The 16,852-nt window shown below is 43.1% G+C and carries 17 protein-coding genes; 8 read left to right on the forward strand and 9 right to left on the reverse strand.

The genetic code is table 11. The features are described from left to right. Positions 1–31 precede the first annotated feature (31 nt). Genes ABXT60_RS07725 through puuE form a run of 4 tightly spaced genes read right to left on the reverse strand, consistent with a single transcriptional unit; the run spans position 32 to position 3,081 of the window. On the reverse strand, positions 32–559 hold the full coding sequence (locus ABXT60_RS07725) for an ureidoglycolate lyase (protein ID WP_443629577.1): 528 nt from the start codon (positions 557–559) through the stop codon (positions 32–34). Next, a complete protein-coding gene (gene alc, locus ABXT60_RS07730) occupies positions 559–1,575 on the reverse strand; it encodes an allantoicase (protein WP_443629578.1) in 1,017 nt (338 codons plus the stop codon). The genes ABXT60_RS07725 and alc overlap by 1 nt, the downstream gene beginning before the upstream one ends. 41 nt (positions 1,576–1,616) lie before the next feature. Then, entirely contained in the window at positions 1,617–2,132 is a 516-nt protein-coding gene (gene uraD, locus ABXT60_RS07735) for a 2-oxo-4-hydroxy-4-carboxy-5-ureidoimidazoline decarboxylase (RefSeq protein WP_443629579.1), read from the reverse strand. A 7-nt stretch (positions 2,133–2,139) separates the two neighbouring features. Beyond that, entirely contained in the window at positions 2,140–3,081 is a 942-nt protein-coding gene (gene puuE, locus ABXT60_RS07740) for an allantoinase PuuE (protein WP_443629580.1), read from the reverse strand. 393 nt (positions 3,082–3,474) lie between these two features. Between puuE and ABXT60_RS07745 the strand changes: the two genes are divergently transcribed. After that, positions 3,475–4,779, forward strand: coding sequence for a DEAD/DEAH box helicase (locus ABXT60_RS07745; protein ID WP_443629581.1), 1,305 nt, complete (start codon positions 3,475–3,477; stop codon positions 4,777–4,779). A 50-nt stretch (positions 4,780–4,829) separates the two neighbouring features. On the opposite strand, the gene sseA is transcribed toward ABXT60_RS07745, so the two are convergent. Continuing rightward, positions 4,830–5,681, reverse strand: coding sequence for a 3-mercaptopyruvate sulfurtransferase (gene sseA / locus ABXT60_RS07750; protein WP_443629582.1), 852 nt, complete (start codon positions 5,679–5,681; stop codon positions 4,830–4,832). Between the two features lie 702 nt (positions 5,682–6,383). Between sseA and ABXT60_RS07755 the strand changes: the two genes are divergently transcribed. Beyond that, a complete protein-coding gene (locus ABXT60_RS07755; RefSeq protein WP_443632086.1) occupies positions 6,384–8,036 on the forward strand; it encodes a sigma-54-dependent Fis family transcriptional regulator in 1,653 nt (550 codons plus the stop codon). 74 nt (positions 8,037–8,110) lie between these two features. On the opposite strand, the gene ABXT60_RS07760 is transcribed toward ABXT60_RS07755, so the two are convergent. Next, on the reverse strand, positions 8,111–8,938 hold the full coding sequence (locus ABXT60_RS07760) for a phosphate/phosphite/phosphonate ABC transporter substrate-binding protein (protein WP_443629583.1): 828 nt from the start codon (positions 8,936–8,938) through the stop codon (positions 8,111–8,113). Then, positions 8,939–9,802 (reverse strand): helix-turn-helix domain-containing protein, encoded by an 864-nt coding sequence (locus ABXT60_RS07765; protein WP_443629584.1) that lies wholly within the window; start codon positions 9,800–9,802, stop codon positions 8,939–8,941. It lies immediately after the preceding gene. A 155-nt stretch (positions 9,803–9,957) separates the two neighbouring features. Between ABXT60_RS07765 and ABXT60_RS07770 the strand changes: the two genes are divergently transcribed. From ABXT60_RS07770 to tal, 6 genes are all read left to right on the forward strand, one after another. Continuing rightward, complete coding sequence (locus ABXT60_RS07770) at positions 9,958–10,890, forward strand: fatty acid desaturase (RefSeq protein WP_443629585.1); 933 nt, start codon at positions 9,958–9,960, stop codon at positions 10,888–10,890. Positions 10,891–11,034: 144 nt separating this feature from the next. Further along, positions 11,035–11,853 (forward strand): AzlC family ABC transporter permease, encoded by an 819-nt coding sequence (locus tag ABXT60_RS07775; protein WP_443629586.1) that lies wholly within the window; start codon positions 11,035–11,037, stop codon positions 11,851–11,853. Beyond that, a complete protein-coding gene (locus ABXT60_RS07780) occupies positions 11,850–12,167 on the forward strand; it encodes an AzlD domain-containing protein (protein ID WP_443629587.1) in 318 nt (105 codons plus the stop codon). Before ABXT60_RS07775 ends, ABXT60_RS07780 begins: the two co-directional genes overlap by 4 nt. Beyond that, entirely contained in the window at positions 12,167–13,099 is a 933-nt protein-coding gene (locus tag ABXT60_RS07785) for a 2-hydroxyacid dehydrogenase (RefSeq protein WP_443629588.1), read from the forward strand. The genes ABXT60_RS07780 and ABXT60_RS07785 overlap by 1 nt, the downstream gene beginning before the upstream one ends. Before the next feature lie 2 nt (positions 13,100–13,101). Then, positions 13,102–14,139: a tRNA dihydrouridine(20/20a) synthase DusA gene (gene dusA / locus ABXT60_RS07790; RefSeq protein WP_443629589.1), complete on the forward strand. Its 1,038-nt coding sequence runs from the start codon at positions 13,102–13,104 to the stop codon at positions 14,137–14,139. Beyond that, positions 14,136–15,080 (forward strand): transaldolase, encoded by a 945-nt coding sequence (gene tal, locus ABXT60_RS07795; protein WP_443629590.1) that lies wholly within the window; start codon positions 14,136–14,138, stop codon positions 15,078–15,080. The genes dusA and tal overlap by 4 nt, the downstream gene beginning before the upstream one ends. Position 15,081: 1 nt before the next feature. Here tal and ABXT60_RS07800 read toward each other — a convergent pair whose 3' ends face one another. Next, positions 15,082–15,573 (reverse strand): STAS domain-containing protein, encoded by a 492-nt coding sequence (locus ABXT60_RS07800; protein ID WP_443629591.1) that lies wholly within the window; start codon positions 15,571–15,573, stop codon positions 15,082–15,084. Then, positions 15,566–16,759: a PP2C family protein-serine/threonine phosphatase gene (locus ABXT60_RS07805; protein WP_443629592.1), complete on the reverse strand. Its 1,194-nt coding sequence runs from the start codon at positions 16,757–16,759 to the stop codon at positions 15,566–15,568. Before ABXT60_RS07805 ends, ABXT60_RS07800 begins: the two co-directional genes overlap by 8 nt. Between the last annotated feature and the right edge of the window lie 93 nt (positions 16,760–16,852).

The following is a 16,852-nucleotide window of genomic DNA, read 5'->3' on the forward strand; positions in this document are numbered from 1 at the left end:
TATTCTCTATATTTAATGACTGTTATTAATTTTAACGCGCCAACTTATTAATAAGGTCGGTAACATTTAACTGCCCACACTGCGCTTCTGCAAAGAACACTTCGTTTAGATTATTGCCTTTGCCTGTTCTGTCTACTACCAAAAAATTTTGCTCTAGTGCTAAAATTAATAACGGGTGATGCCATACACCAGAGCTGTAGTTAACCCCCTGCTTTCCATTGGATACAAACGCGCGCAGGCCTGCCAATTTAGGTTCTGGCCCTGCCTCAGCAACCACGACTAAGAATGGAGTGTCGGTTAAAGGCATAAATGCTTGACTGCCTAACGGATGACGCTCCATCATATTAATTGCCATAGGCAACGGCCTTCTCTTACTACTAAAAATACTAATAATTGCATCATCTTCAGGGTTATCCATCTCTACCGTAGCTAACTTATGATGACGCCAGGTATAACCTTGGTTAATGCCAAAGCCATCGCCCTCATTAGCCTCTATCACATCGCCAAAATCTTTAAAGGCCTGGGCCGTTAAAGGTTCGATCGGTATTGAAGTCACCATTAGGACCTTTCCCCTTCAGCAACAATGTGCCCCTTAATACGCAGACGAGAAACACCACCATCTGGGAAAATATTTAATCGTACATGAGTTACCGGGCCTAAAGCGGCGACTTTTTCAGTGAACCCGTGGACGTGATGCATGCTCAGTTTTTGTGAGGGTAATAGTTCTGGCCAGTATAAGCTTTGGGCTGCCATTTGCTCATCACTGCCCCCTTCTACAAAAGCAGCTTGGATAGAACAGGAGTCTGGAAAGTTACCTTTAAAGTGAGCCGTATCCACCTCAATTTCGCTCACAGTGCCGGCATGACCAAGGGCAACAATTACCCAGTCGAAACCTGGGATCCGTCGGCGTGCAGTTTCCCAGCCATCACCCATATTAATGCCTCGGCCTGGAGCTAAAATATTATCCATGGTACCAAAGTGTTCGTTACTGCATAGCAACGCACGCCCACCATTACCCATTGCTGCAAGGTCTACTAGCTCATAGGTTTGTGCTGTCCAATCCTTAACAACTTCACCATAAATCCGTAAACGAGCAACACCACCGTCTGGGTACATATGAAAACGCACATGACTAAACACCTCATCACAGTCGATAGTTTGAATATGGTGACTGTCACCTTTAAGGTTTAAGGCAGGCTGAATTTCTTGCCAATTAGTCTCATTTGTCGGGTCACCTTTAGCCATGTAACACGCTTCTAGAGACACGCTAGGCGCATAGTTCCCAGTAAAAAAGCTAGTATCAATGTTAACGCCACGAATGCGGCCAGGCAGACCTAACCGCACTGTGCAATGATCATGACCCTGCTGGCGCTTACGACGAGATTCCCAGCCATCCATCCACTTACCGTTGTCGTCATAAACGCCTTCTTTCCAAACTGGCTCGTGGTTTTGCAGCATACGGTTCATATCAGCAAAAAAATCATCTGTGCAGTGGATCGCTTCAGCCCCTAACCGGGCATCAGCCAAGTTGGTCATCCGGACATAAGGGTTATTAGATCGTTGTGGGTGTGTCATGGTGTATCCTGTTAATCTATTAATCTATGGCTCAATGCAGATTACATATCAGCCATTCTGAAACTGGCAATTTTATTAATTTCAATGAGTGCTTGGGCAAATTCAGTATCTATACTGTGATGCATACGCGTTTCAAATGCTGCTAAAATTTGATGCCGATTACTGCCCTTTACTGCCTTAATAAAGGGAAAGTTAAATTTGGTTTTATACGCTTCATTTAATTGCATAAAATGAGCAAACTCTGTCTGGCTGCATTGACTGATACCTGCACCGGCCTGCTCAGAGGCAGAAGCTGCGGTAAGCTCACCATGAATGGCGGCTTTGCCAGCAAGATCTGGGTGTGCACAAATAAGCGCCCGTTGCATGTTTTGGTTTGCAGCTAACATCACTTTCCCAAAAGCAGCAAGCAGAGCTTGGGGCTCATCTAAATTGGCAGACAAACCTGAATCAAACACACGTTCTGCAACCCATGGCGAGTGTTCATAAAGGTCTTTAAAGTGTTCAACAAAGGCCTCACGAGTCATTTGACTAGGAGTGCATGTGGCTAACAACGTCATATCAATATTACTCTTTGATTTTGTTAAAAACATCAGGTGCAGGGTGATATTGCTGCCAATGACGGGCAATATCGATGCGTCGAGCACACCAAACATCATCAAACTGGGCCACATACTCTAAGAAGCGTTGAATACCCTTAAGCCTTGCAGGCCGGCCCAACAAGCGGCAATGCATACCAATCGATAGCATCTTGGGTTCAGTAATGCCTTCTTCATAAAGCACATCAAACGCATCTTTTAAATATTGGAAGAACTGTTCACTAGTGTGAAACCCTTGTGGCGTGGCAAAGCGCATATCATTGGTGTCTAAGGTATAAGGAATAACTAAATGCGGTTTACCTTCACCGCTGGTGCCACGACTCCAAAACGGCAGATCGTCACTATAATCATCAGAATCATAAGCAAAGCCGCCCTCTTCTATTACTAGATCACGAGTATTTGGGCTGTTACGCCCTGTATACCAACCTAAAGGGCGCTCACCCGTTACTTGGGTCAATATAGCAATAGCCTCAAGCATGTGCTTACGCTCTAGTTCAGGGTCCATATATTGGTAATCAATCCAACGTAAACCATGGCTGCATATTTCGTGTCCACGCGAGTGCATTTCTTGCACTAGGTACGGGTGCCGTTGAGCTGCCATAGCAACGGCAAAAATGGTCAAGGGCACCTCGTGCTTTTTAAACAAATTTAAAATACGCCAAACACCAGCACGGCTGCCGTATTCGTATATAGATTCCATACTTGGGTGGCGCACACCTTGGTAGGGCTGCACACCAATAATTTCAGATAAAAACGCTTCAGACTCATCATCACCATGCAGTACACAACGTTCACTGCCTTCTTCATAATTAAGAACAAAAGATAAAGCAATGCGAGCTTTATTGGGCCATTCTACTTTAGGTGGCTTACCATTATAGCCGACTAAGTCTCGGGGGTATGTTTGAGTCATTCAAGTTTCGCTTAAATTGTACATAATATTGTATACAATATAAGTGAAGTGATAGGAAAACACCAGAATAAACGCTTGTAACTACTTTTTTATTGCAATTAATGCGCTTACTGCCAATAAAAACCTATGGTACAGCGCGGTGTTTGTCACTTTGGGATACGAACCTTAACGTTTTAATAACAACAACGACGACACAAGGGGCTCGCCAGATCTAGCAATAACTGTAAACCCAAGTGTTACAGTTTTGTTTAAGTGGGCCTAGTCGGGTTAAGTCGCAAAGCCATATTTTTAATAGGCACTAAATCAAAACTAAATATAATCAAGGCATCGTAACCTAAACCCTTACTGCTATAATAGTCATTAGTTTATTGACCACAACCTATGCGAGGCTCTATGCCATTTTCAAACCTTGGACTGTGTAAGCCTATTTTACAAGCGATTGAAGACTTAGGTTATACAGCCCCAACTCCTATTCAGAGCGAAGCAATTCCTATTATTATTTCTGGCAAAGACCTCATTGCTACCGCTCAAACTGGCACAGGCAAAACAGCTGCGTTTGTTCTACCGATTTTACAGGTGTTTAATAAAGACCGTTTATTACGCGGTAAACGTATACGCGCGGTCATACTTACCCCTACGAGGGAATTAGCTGTGCAAGTTGCAGCTAATGTTGCCCAGTATAGTAAACATCTAAAATTGAGCTCTATGGCAGTCTATGGTGGCATTGATACTGAGCCACAAAAGCAGCAGTTAATAGAAGGCATAGATATTTTAGTGGCCACACCTGGTAGGCTGCTCGATTTAGCCCACCAGCGCGCACTATACTTTGATGAACTTGAAGTATTGGTATTAGATGAAGCAGACAGAATGGTAGATATGGGTTTTGGAGCAGAGATCAATAAAATCATTGAACGTTTGCCAGAAGCACGCCAAAACTTAATGTTTTCTGCCACTTTAAGCGAAGAAGTGCTTGATCTGGCTGATAACTTTTCTGATGGTGCAATGGCTAGACCCGCTGTTGAGCTGTTTATCTCACCAAAAACCATTACTGCACCCAACATAAATCAATGGCTGATTACCACAGATAAAGACAAAAAATCTGCCTTACTCAGCCACTTGATTAAGCATCAAGAGTGGGATCAAGCACTCATTTTTATTGAGAAAAAACATGGCGCTGCCAAACTAGTAGACCAGCTAGCAAAGCGTAGCATAGTTGCTGACGCTATTCATGGTGATAAAAGCCAAGCATCGCGTGAGAAGATTTTGGCTGATTTCAAGTCTGGAAAATTAAAATATTTAGTTGCCACAGGTGTGGCTGCGCGAGGCATTGATATTGGCAATCTCAGCCGCGTGGTTAACTATGACTTGCCGTTTAAGCCAGAAGAATACATCCACCGAATTGGCCGTACAGGCCGTGCGGGTGAAACTGGGGAAGCCATCTCGTTTGTGGCCTGGGGTGATTTTAAAAACTTATGCGCCATTGAAAGCCGCTTAAATCACATTATAAATCGCAAAGAAATTGACGGCTTTACTGTGAGAAAAGTAGTACCAGTATCCATTTTAAATTTTGTGCGTAAAGGCCAGCCACCCCAGCAAAGAGCATTATCAGCAGTTAAACCTAGGGCATCAAGTAACACCAATGCGGTTGCAACAGAAAATGGACCCCACATTAGAAAAAACAAACATATTTGGGGCTAATCGCTTATAACGAGGCTAATTTGGGCCTTTGCATAGGCCTCCATAGGCAACTACGCTATGTCAATAGGCAACGTTTGGCTCATTCCCCATTCGGCCCAACTGCCATCATATAAGAAATGATTATTGCTGCCTGTATGTGCCAGTGCTAGGTTTACAATAGCCGCTGTAATTCCTGATCCACAACTAGTAATCACTGGCATACTCATATCAACACCCGCAGCTTCAAAAACAACACGCAGATCATCTGGGCTTTTCATAGTATTGTCATCATGCAAAAGTGTTTTAAAAAACACATTTTTTGATCCGGGTATATGTCCAGCCCGCAACCCTTTGCGGGGCTCTGGCTCTATTCCTAAAAATCGCCCCGGCGCTCTTGCGTCTATAATTTCATACTTCTTAGACCTTACAGCTGCCAAAACTTGAGTTATGTCCCTCATTATTAGCCGTTGAACACACTTAACCGACTGGCAGAACTCAGGCTGAGTGGCTTCGTTAGTATGTTTTCGCCCCTGAGAGATCCATTTTGGTAGGCCACCGTCAAGCACAGCCACATTATCTAAGCCCATTAACTTAAAAAGCCACCATACCCGTGCTGCAGAAAATAATCCCATGCCGTCATACACCACCACTTGGTGTGAATTACTTATACCCATAGCACACAGCCACTGAGTAAACACCTCTGTGGATGGCGCCATATGGGGCAAATCAGACGTGTTATCACAGAGGGTATCAATATCAAAAAATAGCGCTCCTGGAATGTGCAAGGCACTGTACTCGCTGTGTGCATTGCGTTGCATGTCAGGTAGGTACCAAGACGCATCTATGAGCTTTAAATTAGCATCATCAATGTGGCTATTTAACCACTGGGGGGAAACAAGAGTATGAATGTCATCGACCAGCATAGGGGATTCTTTACTTTGAGGTAAAAGCTGGCTTAAGTTTACTAACTATTTTAAGTAAATTCCACAACGTTTTCTGGCATAAAATAAACGCTGAAAAAGATTATTGCTCAGGCAACACGTTAAAATCACCACATAAAAGCACCAACCATTGCCTTTTTTTAAACCAAGTCTGGTATCGCTGAAGGTAATAGCCTATTCGTTTCTATTTGAGGTTTCACAGCCCACGTTAGCAAAAACCATTTAATACCAAGTTATGCTGTTTTGTACCCTCTAGGTTACGATTATCGTAAGCATGTTGAGTTATACAGTTTAATCTTTAAAATGATCAAAATTAAACATTAATTGATAACGCAACCCGAATTATGTTCAAAAAAATAACAAAATGAATATTTAGGTGTTAAAAAAATGGACAAAATAAAGATATAAATGTAAATTTGGTTTAAATGATATATATTAGCCGAGCGTTTATAAAAAATTTTTGCATATTTAAGTTTTTGGAGAAAAAGTGTGAGCCCAACATTATTAAAGTCCCGATCGGATTTAGAGGAAGTTGGAACTGTTAACCAATCCACACTACCTAGTGTTATCGCAAATAGCTGGCAACGCACCTTAAATATTGGCTTAGACCCTTTAAGTAATCCAAAAAACTACGTTGTTTCAAATACAGACCTTCACCACCGCACTGAAAAGCTAGACTCTGTGATGCGTTTTATTAGGCCTGAACTAGAACTCCTTTCAACCCAAATGGCTGGGCCAAACTTTTTGATAGGCGCTGCAGATGCAGACGGTGTGGTTCTTGATGTCATTATTGATGAAGAGTTTAGGAGCTGCATGCCTCTTGGATCCATCTGGGCGGAGAATATACGCGGGACCAATGGTTTTGGTACAGCTATATTCACTGGTAAATCGTGCCTTGTTTCAGGCCAAGAGCACTTCTTTAAGAGCGATGCTGGCCTTTCGTGTATGGCGGCCCCCATATTTGATAGTGTTGGAAAATTGGTTGCTGCGATCGATATTTCTTCAGAAGTAACAACTCATTTAGTCCACACCACAGCCCTAGCCAATATTGCAGCACAGAACGTAGAAGACCAAATTTTTTTTCACGCCCATGTAAACGAAATCATCATCAAACTTCACCCACGCCGAGCATTCTTGACAACAAAAAATGTTGGAATGATAGCGTTAGGTCCTGATGGCCAAGTGATGGGAACAAATAGCAGAACAAGAGAATTATTTAAAGCTCTATTGTCAGGAAGTGATATCTTTTACTCGGATATTTTTATGGGTCGATTTGAACCGATACTCAAACATATTTTAAATAATGAGACTATCCAGATTAAAGACTGGTTTGAAAATGAATATTTCGCTGTTCTGGTACCCACTTTTCTGGCGCAAACGAAACCATCAACGACAAAAATCTTTTTGCCAACAGAATCGGTTTACCATCTTAAAAAGCCCACAGAACAGGTTATTGCACGCCGTGTTTTTGTAGATGAAGGCGTGAGGCAAAATCTTCGGTTGGGCCAAAAATCTGCTCAAAACGGCTTGCCAATAATGATCATCGGTGGGCCAGGAACAGGGAAAAACACCATCGCTGAAGAAATTCATGCTCATGTGAACGAAGAACAAAATTTTATTGTTTTTGACTGTTCAAACGCAAACGTAGATTCCATTGAAAGTCGACTCGCCGCCAAAATAGGTAGTCCGATTCATGATGGTGCTGTGCAGCACGCCACTATTGATCCAAGCAAAGGGGGTACACTTTATTTTGATAGAATAGACCTCCTACCCACTGATGCTGCACCTACCCTAAGCTCATTATTAAACCGTTTTCTTCACCAAAGAAACCTTTCGCCATCCGAACTCAAGTGGACCATTTTAAGCAGCACAGAAACTGATGATTTCAATACAATTTTTAATGGGGCGCATAAAAACCTAATGGATCGCCTTTCAGGTTTTTCACTTTTTTTACCCAAACTTAAAAACCGTTCTGATCTACATCATCTGAGTTATGCCATGCTGAAAAGCATCTCATCTCAGCATTCTCTATCAAAAGACGCTGTGGATGAGCTTGGAAATAATGCTACCATTAAAAATCTTTATGACCTAGATTGGAGTTTGCGAACGCTATCAACTCAACATCATGAGGGTGTTATTAGGGCCGAAGGTGTCACACGCATTTTAGGTATCCATGCGTTAGAGTTAACCCCCTGTGACAAATGCTTAGGGAACTTTTCTAAAGAATCTAATTGCATTAATATTCGGAAAGTAATGCGTGACTGTAACGGCAATGTTGCACTCGCTGCTCGTCAGCTTGGTGTGTCACGCAATACTGTATACAAACATTCAACCTAGCTTCCATATCCCAAGATGGCCAGCAGAAAAAGAAGTTAGGTCGTGCCCTGCTATAGGTGATGTTATGTATCGCTTTAAATTAGCGCTTTATAACCCAAGGCGTCTGCTTTGCTGGCTTGGCGTGCTATTTCTTGGTAAGGCTTAGGGCCTGTCAAAATTGAAACTGGCCCCATCAATAATCGGTTTCTTACGCTTTGTAAAGTGGGGTCTAAGGCTGCAGATATTAAACCCAGTTGCAGTGTGGCTAGTACTTCTGGTGGTGTTGATAAACTAGTAATGTAGGGCAAACACGGCGCACTTGGCGTAGTGGCTAGAATGCGTAGGTTGGCAATTTCTAATGGCGCATGAGCTTGCAGCAGACTATAGGTGACACAATCCACAGCACAGGCATCTGCCCGCCCTTCCACTACTAAAGCCATACTTTTTCTGTGCGACAATGATCTAACGACCTCTGAAAAAAAGGCTTCACCTTGGGCCAAAGGGGCAATTAAGCCCCGTAACGCATGGTAGCCAGATTGAGAGTCGTCACTATTCACTGCAATACGAGTTTGAAATAGGTCCTTTATGTGCAGGACCGTATCTGTGTTGCGCACCAAAACCACACTAGTGTAAGTTGGCCCATGGTTAAAAGGTGTTTGATAACTTTGCGTAGCAACATATTGCACCTGTCCTAGTAAATCATGGGTTAAGGGGAAGCCGCAGGTTTGGCTTAGAAGCAGCTGATCATCTCGCCAATGGGCATAATAGTTCTTAGGCTGGGTGAGTCGCTTAGGTAGTGTGATCACTAAATTTAAGTTTGAATCTTGCTTTATAAGGTGCCTATAAACGCCCTGCCACCATGCATCAATACAGCGTTCTAATTCAGGCATTTGGTACATAGGGTACGCACAAATTAAAGCCATCTAACGCTCTCTAACCTCATTTAGCAGGTGCCTTATCCAAGGTTTAAGCTCGTGAGCCTGAACCTCTGCGCCTCTAATTAACCCATCAAAATGACCTATTAAGGTTTGCACATGCTCACTGGTGTTAAATACAAAGTACATGTGGCCCATATACACAGCACTGCGTTTAGCACCAAATATAGTATAGGGCGAAGCGTAATTGCGGCTTTCATTAAACAAATAAACTCGTAATTTAGGATAAAGCTCATCCACCAACTGAGCAAACCATTCCAATTGCTGGCAGCGATCTTGAAGGCTTAGGGTACACCACAAACCTTCACCCCGTGCAAAACCCATCATTTTCTGCGTAGACAAACATATTTCCATATCACACCCAGGTTGTTGAACCTCGTAATAACGCTCCTTAGTGGTATCAATCACCTGTTCTAAACTGATGTTTTCAAACAGACCATATTCACACGCTAACACAGCTTCAGTTTTAACAAAATCTGGCAAATTAGCCGGCACGTAACGAATTTTGGTCCCCATTGCTTCTTTATGCCAAAGGCGCAAGCTAGCGCCAGAAGGTAATGGTGAACTGGGAGTTAACTGCAAGGATTGACTTAAAATTTCAGCACCAGAGCGAGACTCGCCAGTTAGTCCAAGGAGCCAATCAACACTAATTTGTAGTTTAGAAGCAATAGCCATAAGCGTATCTACTCGGGGTAATCGATCGTTTTCTTCAGCTAATAGCTGGGATAAGGTTGACCTATCCACACCTATTGCTTGGGCTAAGCCGGCGCTTTTAATGCCTGTACGAGACATAACCTCTATAAGCCGTTGACGAAAACTATCTACACGAAAAATGCGTTCTTTACTGTCCATAACTTATTATTAACTTTAGGCAATTGATTGCAAAATCAACATTTGTGTTGTTAAAACAACAAAAATGTATAAGTGAAGCAAAAACACTCATTGTCGCAAATTAATACCTAGGCTATCTTGTCCTCCATGGATAATCAACCTTAGAATAATGCGTAATGCCACACACTCCAACTGCACCAATCTGTCGCTCTACTTGGCAGCGCCAAGGTTGGCCTACATGGGCTTTAATAGTTTGTGTGTATGGCAGTTGGGGTGTGCTTATGAGCAATGCTACAGAACTTTCATGGTGGCTAGTGTCTCCTCTTGCGGCCGTTATATTATGTTTACATGGCAGTGTGCAACACGAATTATTGCACGGCCATCCTACACCTTGGGGCTGGTTTAATGACGCCCTGGGCTGGTTGCCTTTAAGCCTTTGGATACCCTATTTTAAGTACCGTGATGATCACCGACTCCACCATAGGGCTGACACACTTACCGACCCTGGATTAGACCCAGAAAGCTATTACCACTGGCCTGAGAGTTGGCACGCAATGAGCCCACCAATACGCTTATTATGGCATTTAAATTACACCTTTTTAGGTCGCATGATGATTGGCCCGTGGCTAGTTGTGGGGCTTTTCCTAGTAACACAACTAAAAGAAGTATCTAAAGGTGGCCTATACCATTGGCGCAACTGGGCTTTACACCTAGCATTAATGGTTAGCTTAATACTTTGGCTTAGCCACCAGGGGGTAATTTGGTGGCAGTATGTTGTTATGTGCGTTTGGCCTGGGTTGAGCCTTACCTTGATGCGCTCATATGCAGAGCATAGGCCTGGGCCTAATAACCACAGGCGCTGCGCAATAGTAGAGGGTTCTTGGTTTACTCGATTATTGTTTATGAATGTGAACCTGCACCAAGTGCACCATGAGTTCCCTCAGTTGCCTTGGTTTATGGTCAATGGGCATTGGCAAACACATCGCCAATTAATTTTACAACGTAATGGAGGTTATTTTTACAAGGGCTATTGGTCACTCATGCGCCAGACCATGTTGCGCCAAAAGGATAGCCCTATCTATCCTAAACAAAAGCGTAACTGGGTTTAAAATTGTTCTACTCCACACCCTATTAAGGCTATAATACAAGGACACAGACAACCACTTTAGGTCTGCCCCCTAGTGTGGGCGCGTGGACTTAAAAAATTTACCTTAAGTGCAACTAAGAAAATGTAACAACAACCAAGCATCATTATGTCAAATTCTCTCGATCAACTCAGTGCCACATCACCCTCTAACAGTGCCGAGTTTATTCAGGGAGCAAAAGCCACTATCCCCATGATTGTGGGCGCTATTCCTTTTGGCATTATCTTTGGTACTTTGGCAGAATCTAGCGGTTTGTCTATCTGGGGTGCCATGGCTATGTCACTTTTTGTCTATGCGGGTTCCTCGCAGTTTATTGCTTTGGGGCTGCTAGCTACTGGCGTAGGCCCCATCATTATTATAGCCACAACCTTTGTAGTGAACTTAAGGCATCTTCTCTATGCCACAGCCTTGGTCGATAAAGTAAGTCACTTATCTCACGGGTGGCGAGCGCTGTTAGCTTTTGGTTTAACAGACGAATCCTTTGCTGTGGTTAATGGCCGCTATTTAGGCCACACAGATACAAACCGAGCCCATTGGTTCTTTTTGGGTTCTATTGTGGCCATGTATAGTAACTGGCAGCTATGTACTTGGCTGGGTATTGGTTTGGGTGAACTATTTCCAGACATGACTAACTGGGGCTTAGATTTTGCAATGTCAGTAACTTTTCTAGGAATTGTCATTCCATATTTACGTAATAAACCTATGTGGCTAGCCGTAATAAGTGCAGCTACCTTTGCTATTATTCTACGTGAGCTGCCTAACCAACTAGGCCTTGTCGTTGCTGCACTATCTGGTATTTGTATCGGCTATGCTAGCCAGCAGGTTCAACTGCGAATACAGCTTGCAAAAGCAGCCAACCCAGCAACTACAAGTTCAGGGGTTAAAACCACCAACACCAGCACTAAAGCAAGGAGTACCAAACCATGAATGAAACCATGATGATTGCAGGTATGGCCCTTGTTACATTCTCTGTGCGCTATGTAATGTTTGCCATGGCTGGGCGCATTCGTTTTCCACTTTGGTTTAAGCAGGCCCTAGGTTATGTGCCGCCAGTCGTATTAAGTGCAATTATTGCACCCCTTATACTGATGCCTGAAGGTGACTTAGACCTAAGTTTAGCAAACCCTTATTTTTGGGCAGGGCTAGTAGCAGCCGGTGTTGGGTTTTGGCGACAACACTTGCTAACAACCATTGTAGTAGGCCTTGTAAGCTTTATATTAATTAAATGGATGGTAAGCTAGTGACAACCTGCGCTTTATATACCTCATATGAATCTACAGAACCTTGGTTGCTAGAATTTAGTCGTCAATTTCCCCATTTAAATGTACAAGACTGGCAACACATTGCTAATCCAGAACACGTTAAATACGGCATTGTTTGGAAACCCACACAGGCCTTCTTTGAACGCTTTCCCAACTTAACAACTTTGTTTAATTTGGGTGCCGGTGTGGATGCACTATTAAGTAATCCTGCAGTGCCTAAGCATGTTGAAATATACCGCATTGAAGACGGCGGTATGGCGGCACAGATGAACCAGTATTTTAGCTATTTTTTACTGCATTACTATAGAGATATGGACCGCTATCAGCAGCAGAAACAACAAAAGCAGTGGCAAGTTCTGCCCTTTAAACCGGCATCTACTTTTAGCGTTGGCATCTTAGGTTTGGGGCAACTGGGCGCTCAACTGGCACAACACCTTCAAAGTTATGGTTTTGATGTAGCAGGTTGGAGTCGAAATAAAAAGCAGCTGCAGGGTGTCTCAAGTTATGCAGGTGCTGAAGAACTTGAGGGTTTTCTTAAGCGTACCGATGCACTGTGCTGTTTGCTGCCTCTCACACCTGACACCCAAGGCATTTTAAATCGCCACAATATGAGTCAATTGCCAAGGGGCTCTGTTGTAATAAATGCAGGCCGAGGACAACATTTGGTAGTGGAAGATTTGCTAGAGTTACTTGATGAAAATCACTTGCGTGGAGCTGTGATTGATGTGTTTGAACAAGAGCCTTTACCTAAAGAACATCAACTTTGGCAGCACCCTAAAGTGATGATGACACCCCACAGCTCTGCGCAATCTGAATACCCACCCTGTGTAAAGAAAATAGGCAATACCCTGCAAGCTATCATCGATAACAAAAACCCAAGTGGTCTTGTAGATCGTTGCAGGGGCTATTAAACATGAGCACAAAACCCATACCATTACATGAAAAAACTGATTTAGATCGACGCTTTAGCGTGGCTCCTATGATCGACGTCACAGATAGACATTTTCGATACTTAGCTCGATTATTGAGCAACCATGCCCTGTTGTACACAGAAATGATTACAACAGGCGCCATCCTTAATGGCGATCAAGACTACCTGTTGAGTTATACCGATCAAGAGCACCCACTAGCTTTGCAGTTAGGCGGCAGTAATATAGATGAATTAGCTCAATGCGCGCGCATTGGCGAAGACTATGGCTACGATGAAATTAACCTTAACGTAGGCTGCCCGAGCGACAAGGTACAAAACAATATGATTGGTGCATGCCTTATGGCACATCCAACACGTGTCACTGATTGTATGCAGGCGATGATTGAAGCAGTGGCTATTCCCGTTACTATTAAACACCGCATTGGTATTGATGACATAGATGATTATGATCTATTGGCAGGCTTTGTAGCGCAAGTGAGCCACAGTGGTTGTGAGACCTTTATAGTGCATGCTCGCAATGCAATCTTAAAGGGTTTGTCACCTAAACAAAATCGCGAGATTCCTCCACTGCAATATGACAAGGTGTATCGTTTAAAAGCTGACTTCCCTCATTTGGAAATTATCATCAATGGTGGCATTGACACTATTGCTGATTGCCATCAGCATTTAACTCATGTAGATGGTGTTATGCTAGGCCGTGCTGCCAACCATAATAGCGCCCTACTCACCCAAGTAGACCAACAGTTCTATGACAGCAGCCTGACTGCGCCAGCGCGTCACGAAGCGGCCCTTAAGTACTTTGCTTATATGCAACAACGACATGAACAAGGCACCTCTTTACACCACATGAGTGGACATATTATGGGCCTTTTTCAAGGAATACCGGGTGCCCGCGCCCTACGACGCCATATTAGTGATAATATTCATGGCCAAAACGCTAGCATTCAAGTGATGTATGATGCGTTAGGCTTAATTGAAACAATGCCAACACCAATAACAGAGATAACACATCAACAATGAACAAACTGCAACAACTCAAATCTATGACTACTGTAGTTGCTGATACTGGTGACTTAGACGCCATTAAACAATATCAGCCACAAGACGCAACCACTAATCCCTCTTTGGTATTAAAAGCGGCACAAATGCCCCAATATGCGCACCTGTTAACTGAGGCCAAGCAATGGGCAACAGCGCAAGGTGGCAATGCCCGTGTGCAGATGGATAATACCTGTGATTACCTAGCAGTCGCCATTGGCAAAGAGATTCTTAGTGCTGTGCCTGGTCGTATTTCTACAGAGGTCGATTCTCGTCTGTCTTTCGACACAGACGCAACCGTTACCCGAGCCCTTAAAATTATTGATTTATACCATCAGCAGGGTGTGAGTAAAGACCGCGTATTAATTAAGATAGCCTCCACATGGGAAGGCATTCAGGCAGGCAAAAAACTTGAAGAGCAAGGTATCAACTGCAACCTAACGTTATTATTTAGTTTTGCCCAAGCTATTGCTTGCGCAGAAGCCGGTGTTTACTTAATATCACCGTTTGTAGGCCGTATTATGGATTGGCACAAAGCTGCAATGAAGGTGGACAGTTTTGCTCCTGCAGAAGACCCCGGTGTTATTTCGGTAAGTAAAATTTACCACTATTACAAGCAACATGGCTACAACACTGTAGTGATGGGGGCTAGCTTTAGAAACACACAAGAAATTGAACAATTAGCTGGGTGTGACCGATTAACCATCAGCCCTGCCCTAATGCAGGATTTGGCTGAGGACACTGGCGTGCTCGTTCAACAATTAGACAGCAAAAAAGCTTTAACAGCACAGGCTAAGATGAGCCTTAACCAAGCAGACTTCCGTTGGATGCATAATGAAGATGCTATGGCGACAGAGAAGCTAGCTGAGGGTATTCGCAATTTCACCAGAGATCAAGAAAAGTTAGAGGCATTACTGGGTTAAATTAAATAAGGCACTGATGCTCTAGTACATCTACCAAGTTTTTAAATTCTTGGTGGTTTTTTTGGTTCATGCCCATCAAGGTTCGATGGGCTTCGAGCACTTTTTGCTGCACTGTAAGGTCTGAAAATTCACCTTGTGCTAATTCTTGCATGGGTTCTGCTTCTTCCTCTAAGTGTTTAACCAAAACAAACACTTTATCAAAACCCATACTCATCAACACCCGGGTTATATTGTCATTGATGGATACCACAGTGGGTACGAACCCCACTTTTTTCTTCATACGGATCGACATCTTAGCCAACATACCAAGGGTAGTAGAATCAATCCCTTGGGTTTCTGTTAAATCTATAAGAATGGTTTTAAAGTAGCTGCTATTAAAAATGTTATCAAGGTATTGATCTAATGCTGGGCATAAGGTTAATCTCACATCACCCAAAAATTTAACCACATGAGTGCCGTCATGGTCTGCAACTATAATGCGGCCTTTAAACATATGCTTCTCCACAGATGCTCAGTAAGGCAATGTCATCTGGAACAGCATCAAGGCTATTAATATTTAAAGCCTCTACTAATCCTTGTAACCGACTGCCCGATTGTTGCAAAATAGTGCGCAATTGTTCTTCTTTATCTGCAATTTGATCCGATGGCAATATTTCAAAAATACCATCCGAGCTTAGTAACAAGTTGAAGTCTGCCTCTAATTGCTGCGTTAGGTCTGTGTACTGCGCATCGTCAAATAATCCAACAGGCAAGCCACTGCCTAAACCAGACAAATAGTTCACTTCATTATTCTGCGATAGTAGCGGCATAGGGAGGTGTCCACCCACACAGTAGGTGAGCATATGGTTGCTTCGGTCCAACATTCCCATAAAAACGGTCATGTGTTTATCAATATCAAAATCAAGTAATTCACTATTGATTTGGGCCACAACAGTCGCAGGTGAGATTAAGCCATTCGCATCAGACTCAAGGTGTTCCCGAGTAAGGCGATTAGTAATATTTTTAAGTAAAACAGATAGGAAGGCTGATGATGCGCCATGACCTGAAACATCAGCCAGGTAAAATAAAACGCGATTGTCATCCAAACGAATATAGTCAATAAAGTCTCCACTTAAATAGAGTGAGGACTTCATGTACCGATGCATACTTAAGCCATTAATGCTGCATTCTTCTGGAGGCATCATCCGTTGTTGAATTAAACGCCCAGCTATCTGGTCTTGTTGCAGTTCGGCAAGGTTTTTATTCACTTGGCGATGAACCACTTCTAACTCTTGGCGGTACTGTAGATTTTCATAAAGTAACGCAGACCGCTTTACATGACGCATAACGCTTTGATCTAACTCAAAAAACGTATCTAAAGGCAAATTAAATACATCAGTCGCACCTAAACGCAGCATATTAGTAACGCTTTGGGCCGAGTCAATTTGGGTGAGCACAATTAAAGGAACTTCAGCACATTTTTCCAGCATATCTTGCAATAAGGCGGTTAGCGTAGGTTCTTTCGGGCTATATTGAAACAATACCAAACTCACCACTGCATTGGTAAAAAAGTCCAATGCGTGGAGCGGGTCGTTAGTTGCAGTCACATGAAAACGACGTGACGCATAATGTTGGGTGATTTTATGTTTAAGGTCGAGATCGTTAGCAACGATCAGGATCTGACTGACGTCAGGTTCCATAGTAAAACTTACTCCAGGCCTATAGTTGTCGGCCTAATATCGCAACAATATGCTCTTTAAGCCCTGCTGACAAGTACAACCTTAGTCGTAGGT

The sequence above is a fragment of the Candidatus Njordibacter sp. Uisw_056 genome (genome assembly GCF_047730085.1).
In the GTDB taxonomy this organism is placed as follows: domain Bacteria; phylum Pseudomonadota; class Gammaproteobacteria; order Pseudomonadales; family Balneatricaceae; genus Njordibacter.

Excerpts from the sequence above, each read along its gene's own strand:
- ABXT60_RS07725 (WP_443629577.1), bottom strand. The coding sequence starts at position 559 with ATGGTGACTTCAATACCGATCGAACCTTTAACGGCCCAGGCCTTTAAA.
- alc (WP_443629578.1), bottom strand. The coding sequence starts at position 1,575 with ATGACACACCCACAACGATCTAATAACCCTTATGTCCGGATGACCAAC.
- uraD (WP_443629579.1), bottom strand. The coding sequence starts at position 2,132 with ATGACGTTGTTAGCCACATGCACTCCTAGTCAAATGACTCGTGAGGCC.
- puuE (WP_443629580.1), bottom strand. The coding sequence starts at position 3,081 with ATGACTCAAACATACCCCCGAGACTTAGTCGGCTATAATGGTAAGCCA.
- ABXT60_RS07745 (WP_443629581.1), top strand. The coding sequence starts at position 3,475 with ATGCCATTTTCAAACCTTGGACTGTGTAAGCCTATTTTACAAGCGATT.
- sseA (WP_443629582.1), bottom strand. The coding sequence starts at position 5,681 with ATGCTGGTCGATGACATTCATACTCTTGTTTCCCCCCAGTGGTTAAAT.
- ABXT60_RS07755 (WP_443632086.1), top strand. The coding sequence starts at position 6,384 with ATGCGTTTTATTAGGCCTGAACTAGAACTCCTTTCAACCCAAATGGCT.
- ABXT60_RS07760 (WP_443629583.1), bottom strand. The coding sequence starts at position 8,938 with ATGGCTTTAATTTGTGCGTACCCTATGTACCAAATGCCTGAATTAGAA.
- ABXT60_RS07765 (WP_443629584.1), bottom strand. The coding sequence starts at position 9,802 with ATGGACAGTAAAGAACGCATTTTTCGTGTAGATAGTTTTCGTCAACGG.
- ABXT60_RS07770 (WP_443629585.1), top strand. The coding sequence starts at position 9,958 with ATGCCACACACTCCAACTGCACCAATCTGTCGCTCTACTTGGCAGCGC.
- ABXT60_RS07775 (WP_443629586.1), top strand. The coding sequence starts at position 11,035 with ATGTCAAATTCTCTCGATCAACTCAGTGCCACATCACCCTCTAACAGT.
- ABXT60_RS07780 (WP_443629587.1), top strand. The coding sequence starts at position 11,850 with ATGAATGAAACCATGATGATTGCAGGTATGGCCCTTGTTACATTCTCT.
- dusA (WP_443629589.1), top strand. The coding sequence starts at position 13,102 with ATGAGCACAAAACCCATACCATTACATGAAAAAACTGATTTAGATCGA.
- tal (WP_443629590.1), top strand. The coding sequence starts at position 14,136 with ATGAACAAACTGCAACAACTCAAATCTATGACTACTGTAGTTGCTGAT.
- ABXT60_RS07800 (WP_443629591.1), bottom strand. The coding sequence starts at position 15,573 with ATGTTTAAAGGCCGCATTATAGTTGCAGACCATGACGGCACTCATGTG.
- ABXT60_RS07805 (WP_443629592.1), bottom strand. The coding sequence starts at position 16,759 with ATGGAACCTGACGTCAGTCAGATCCTGATCGTTGCTAACGATCTCGAC.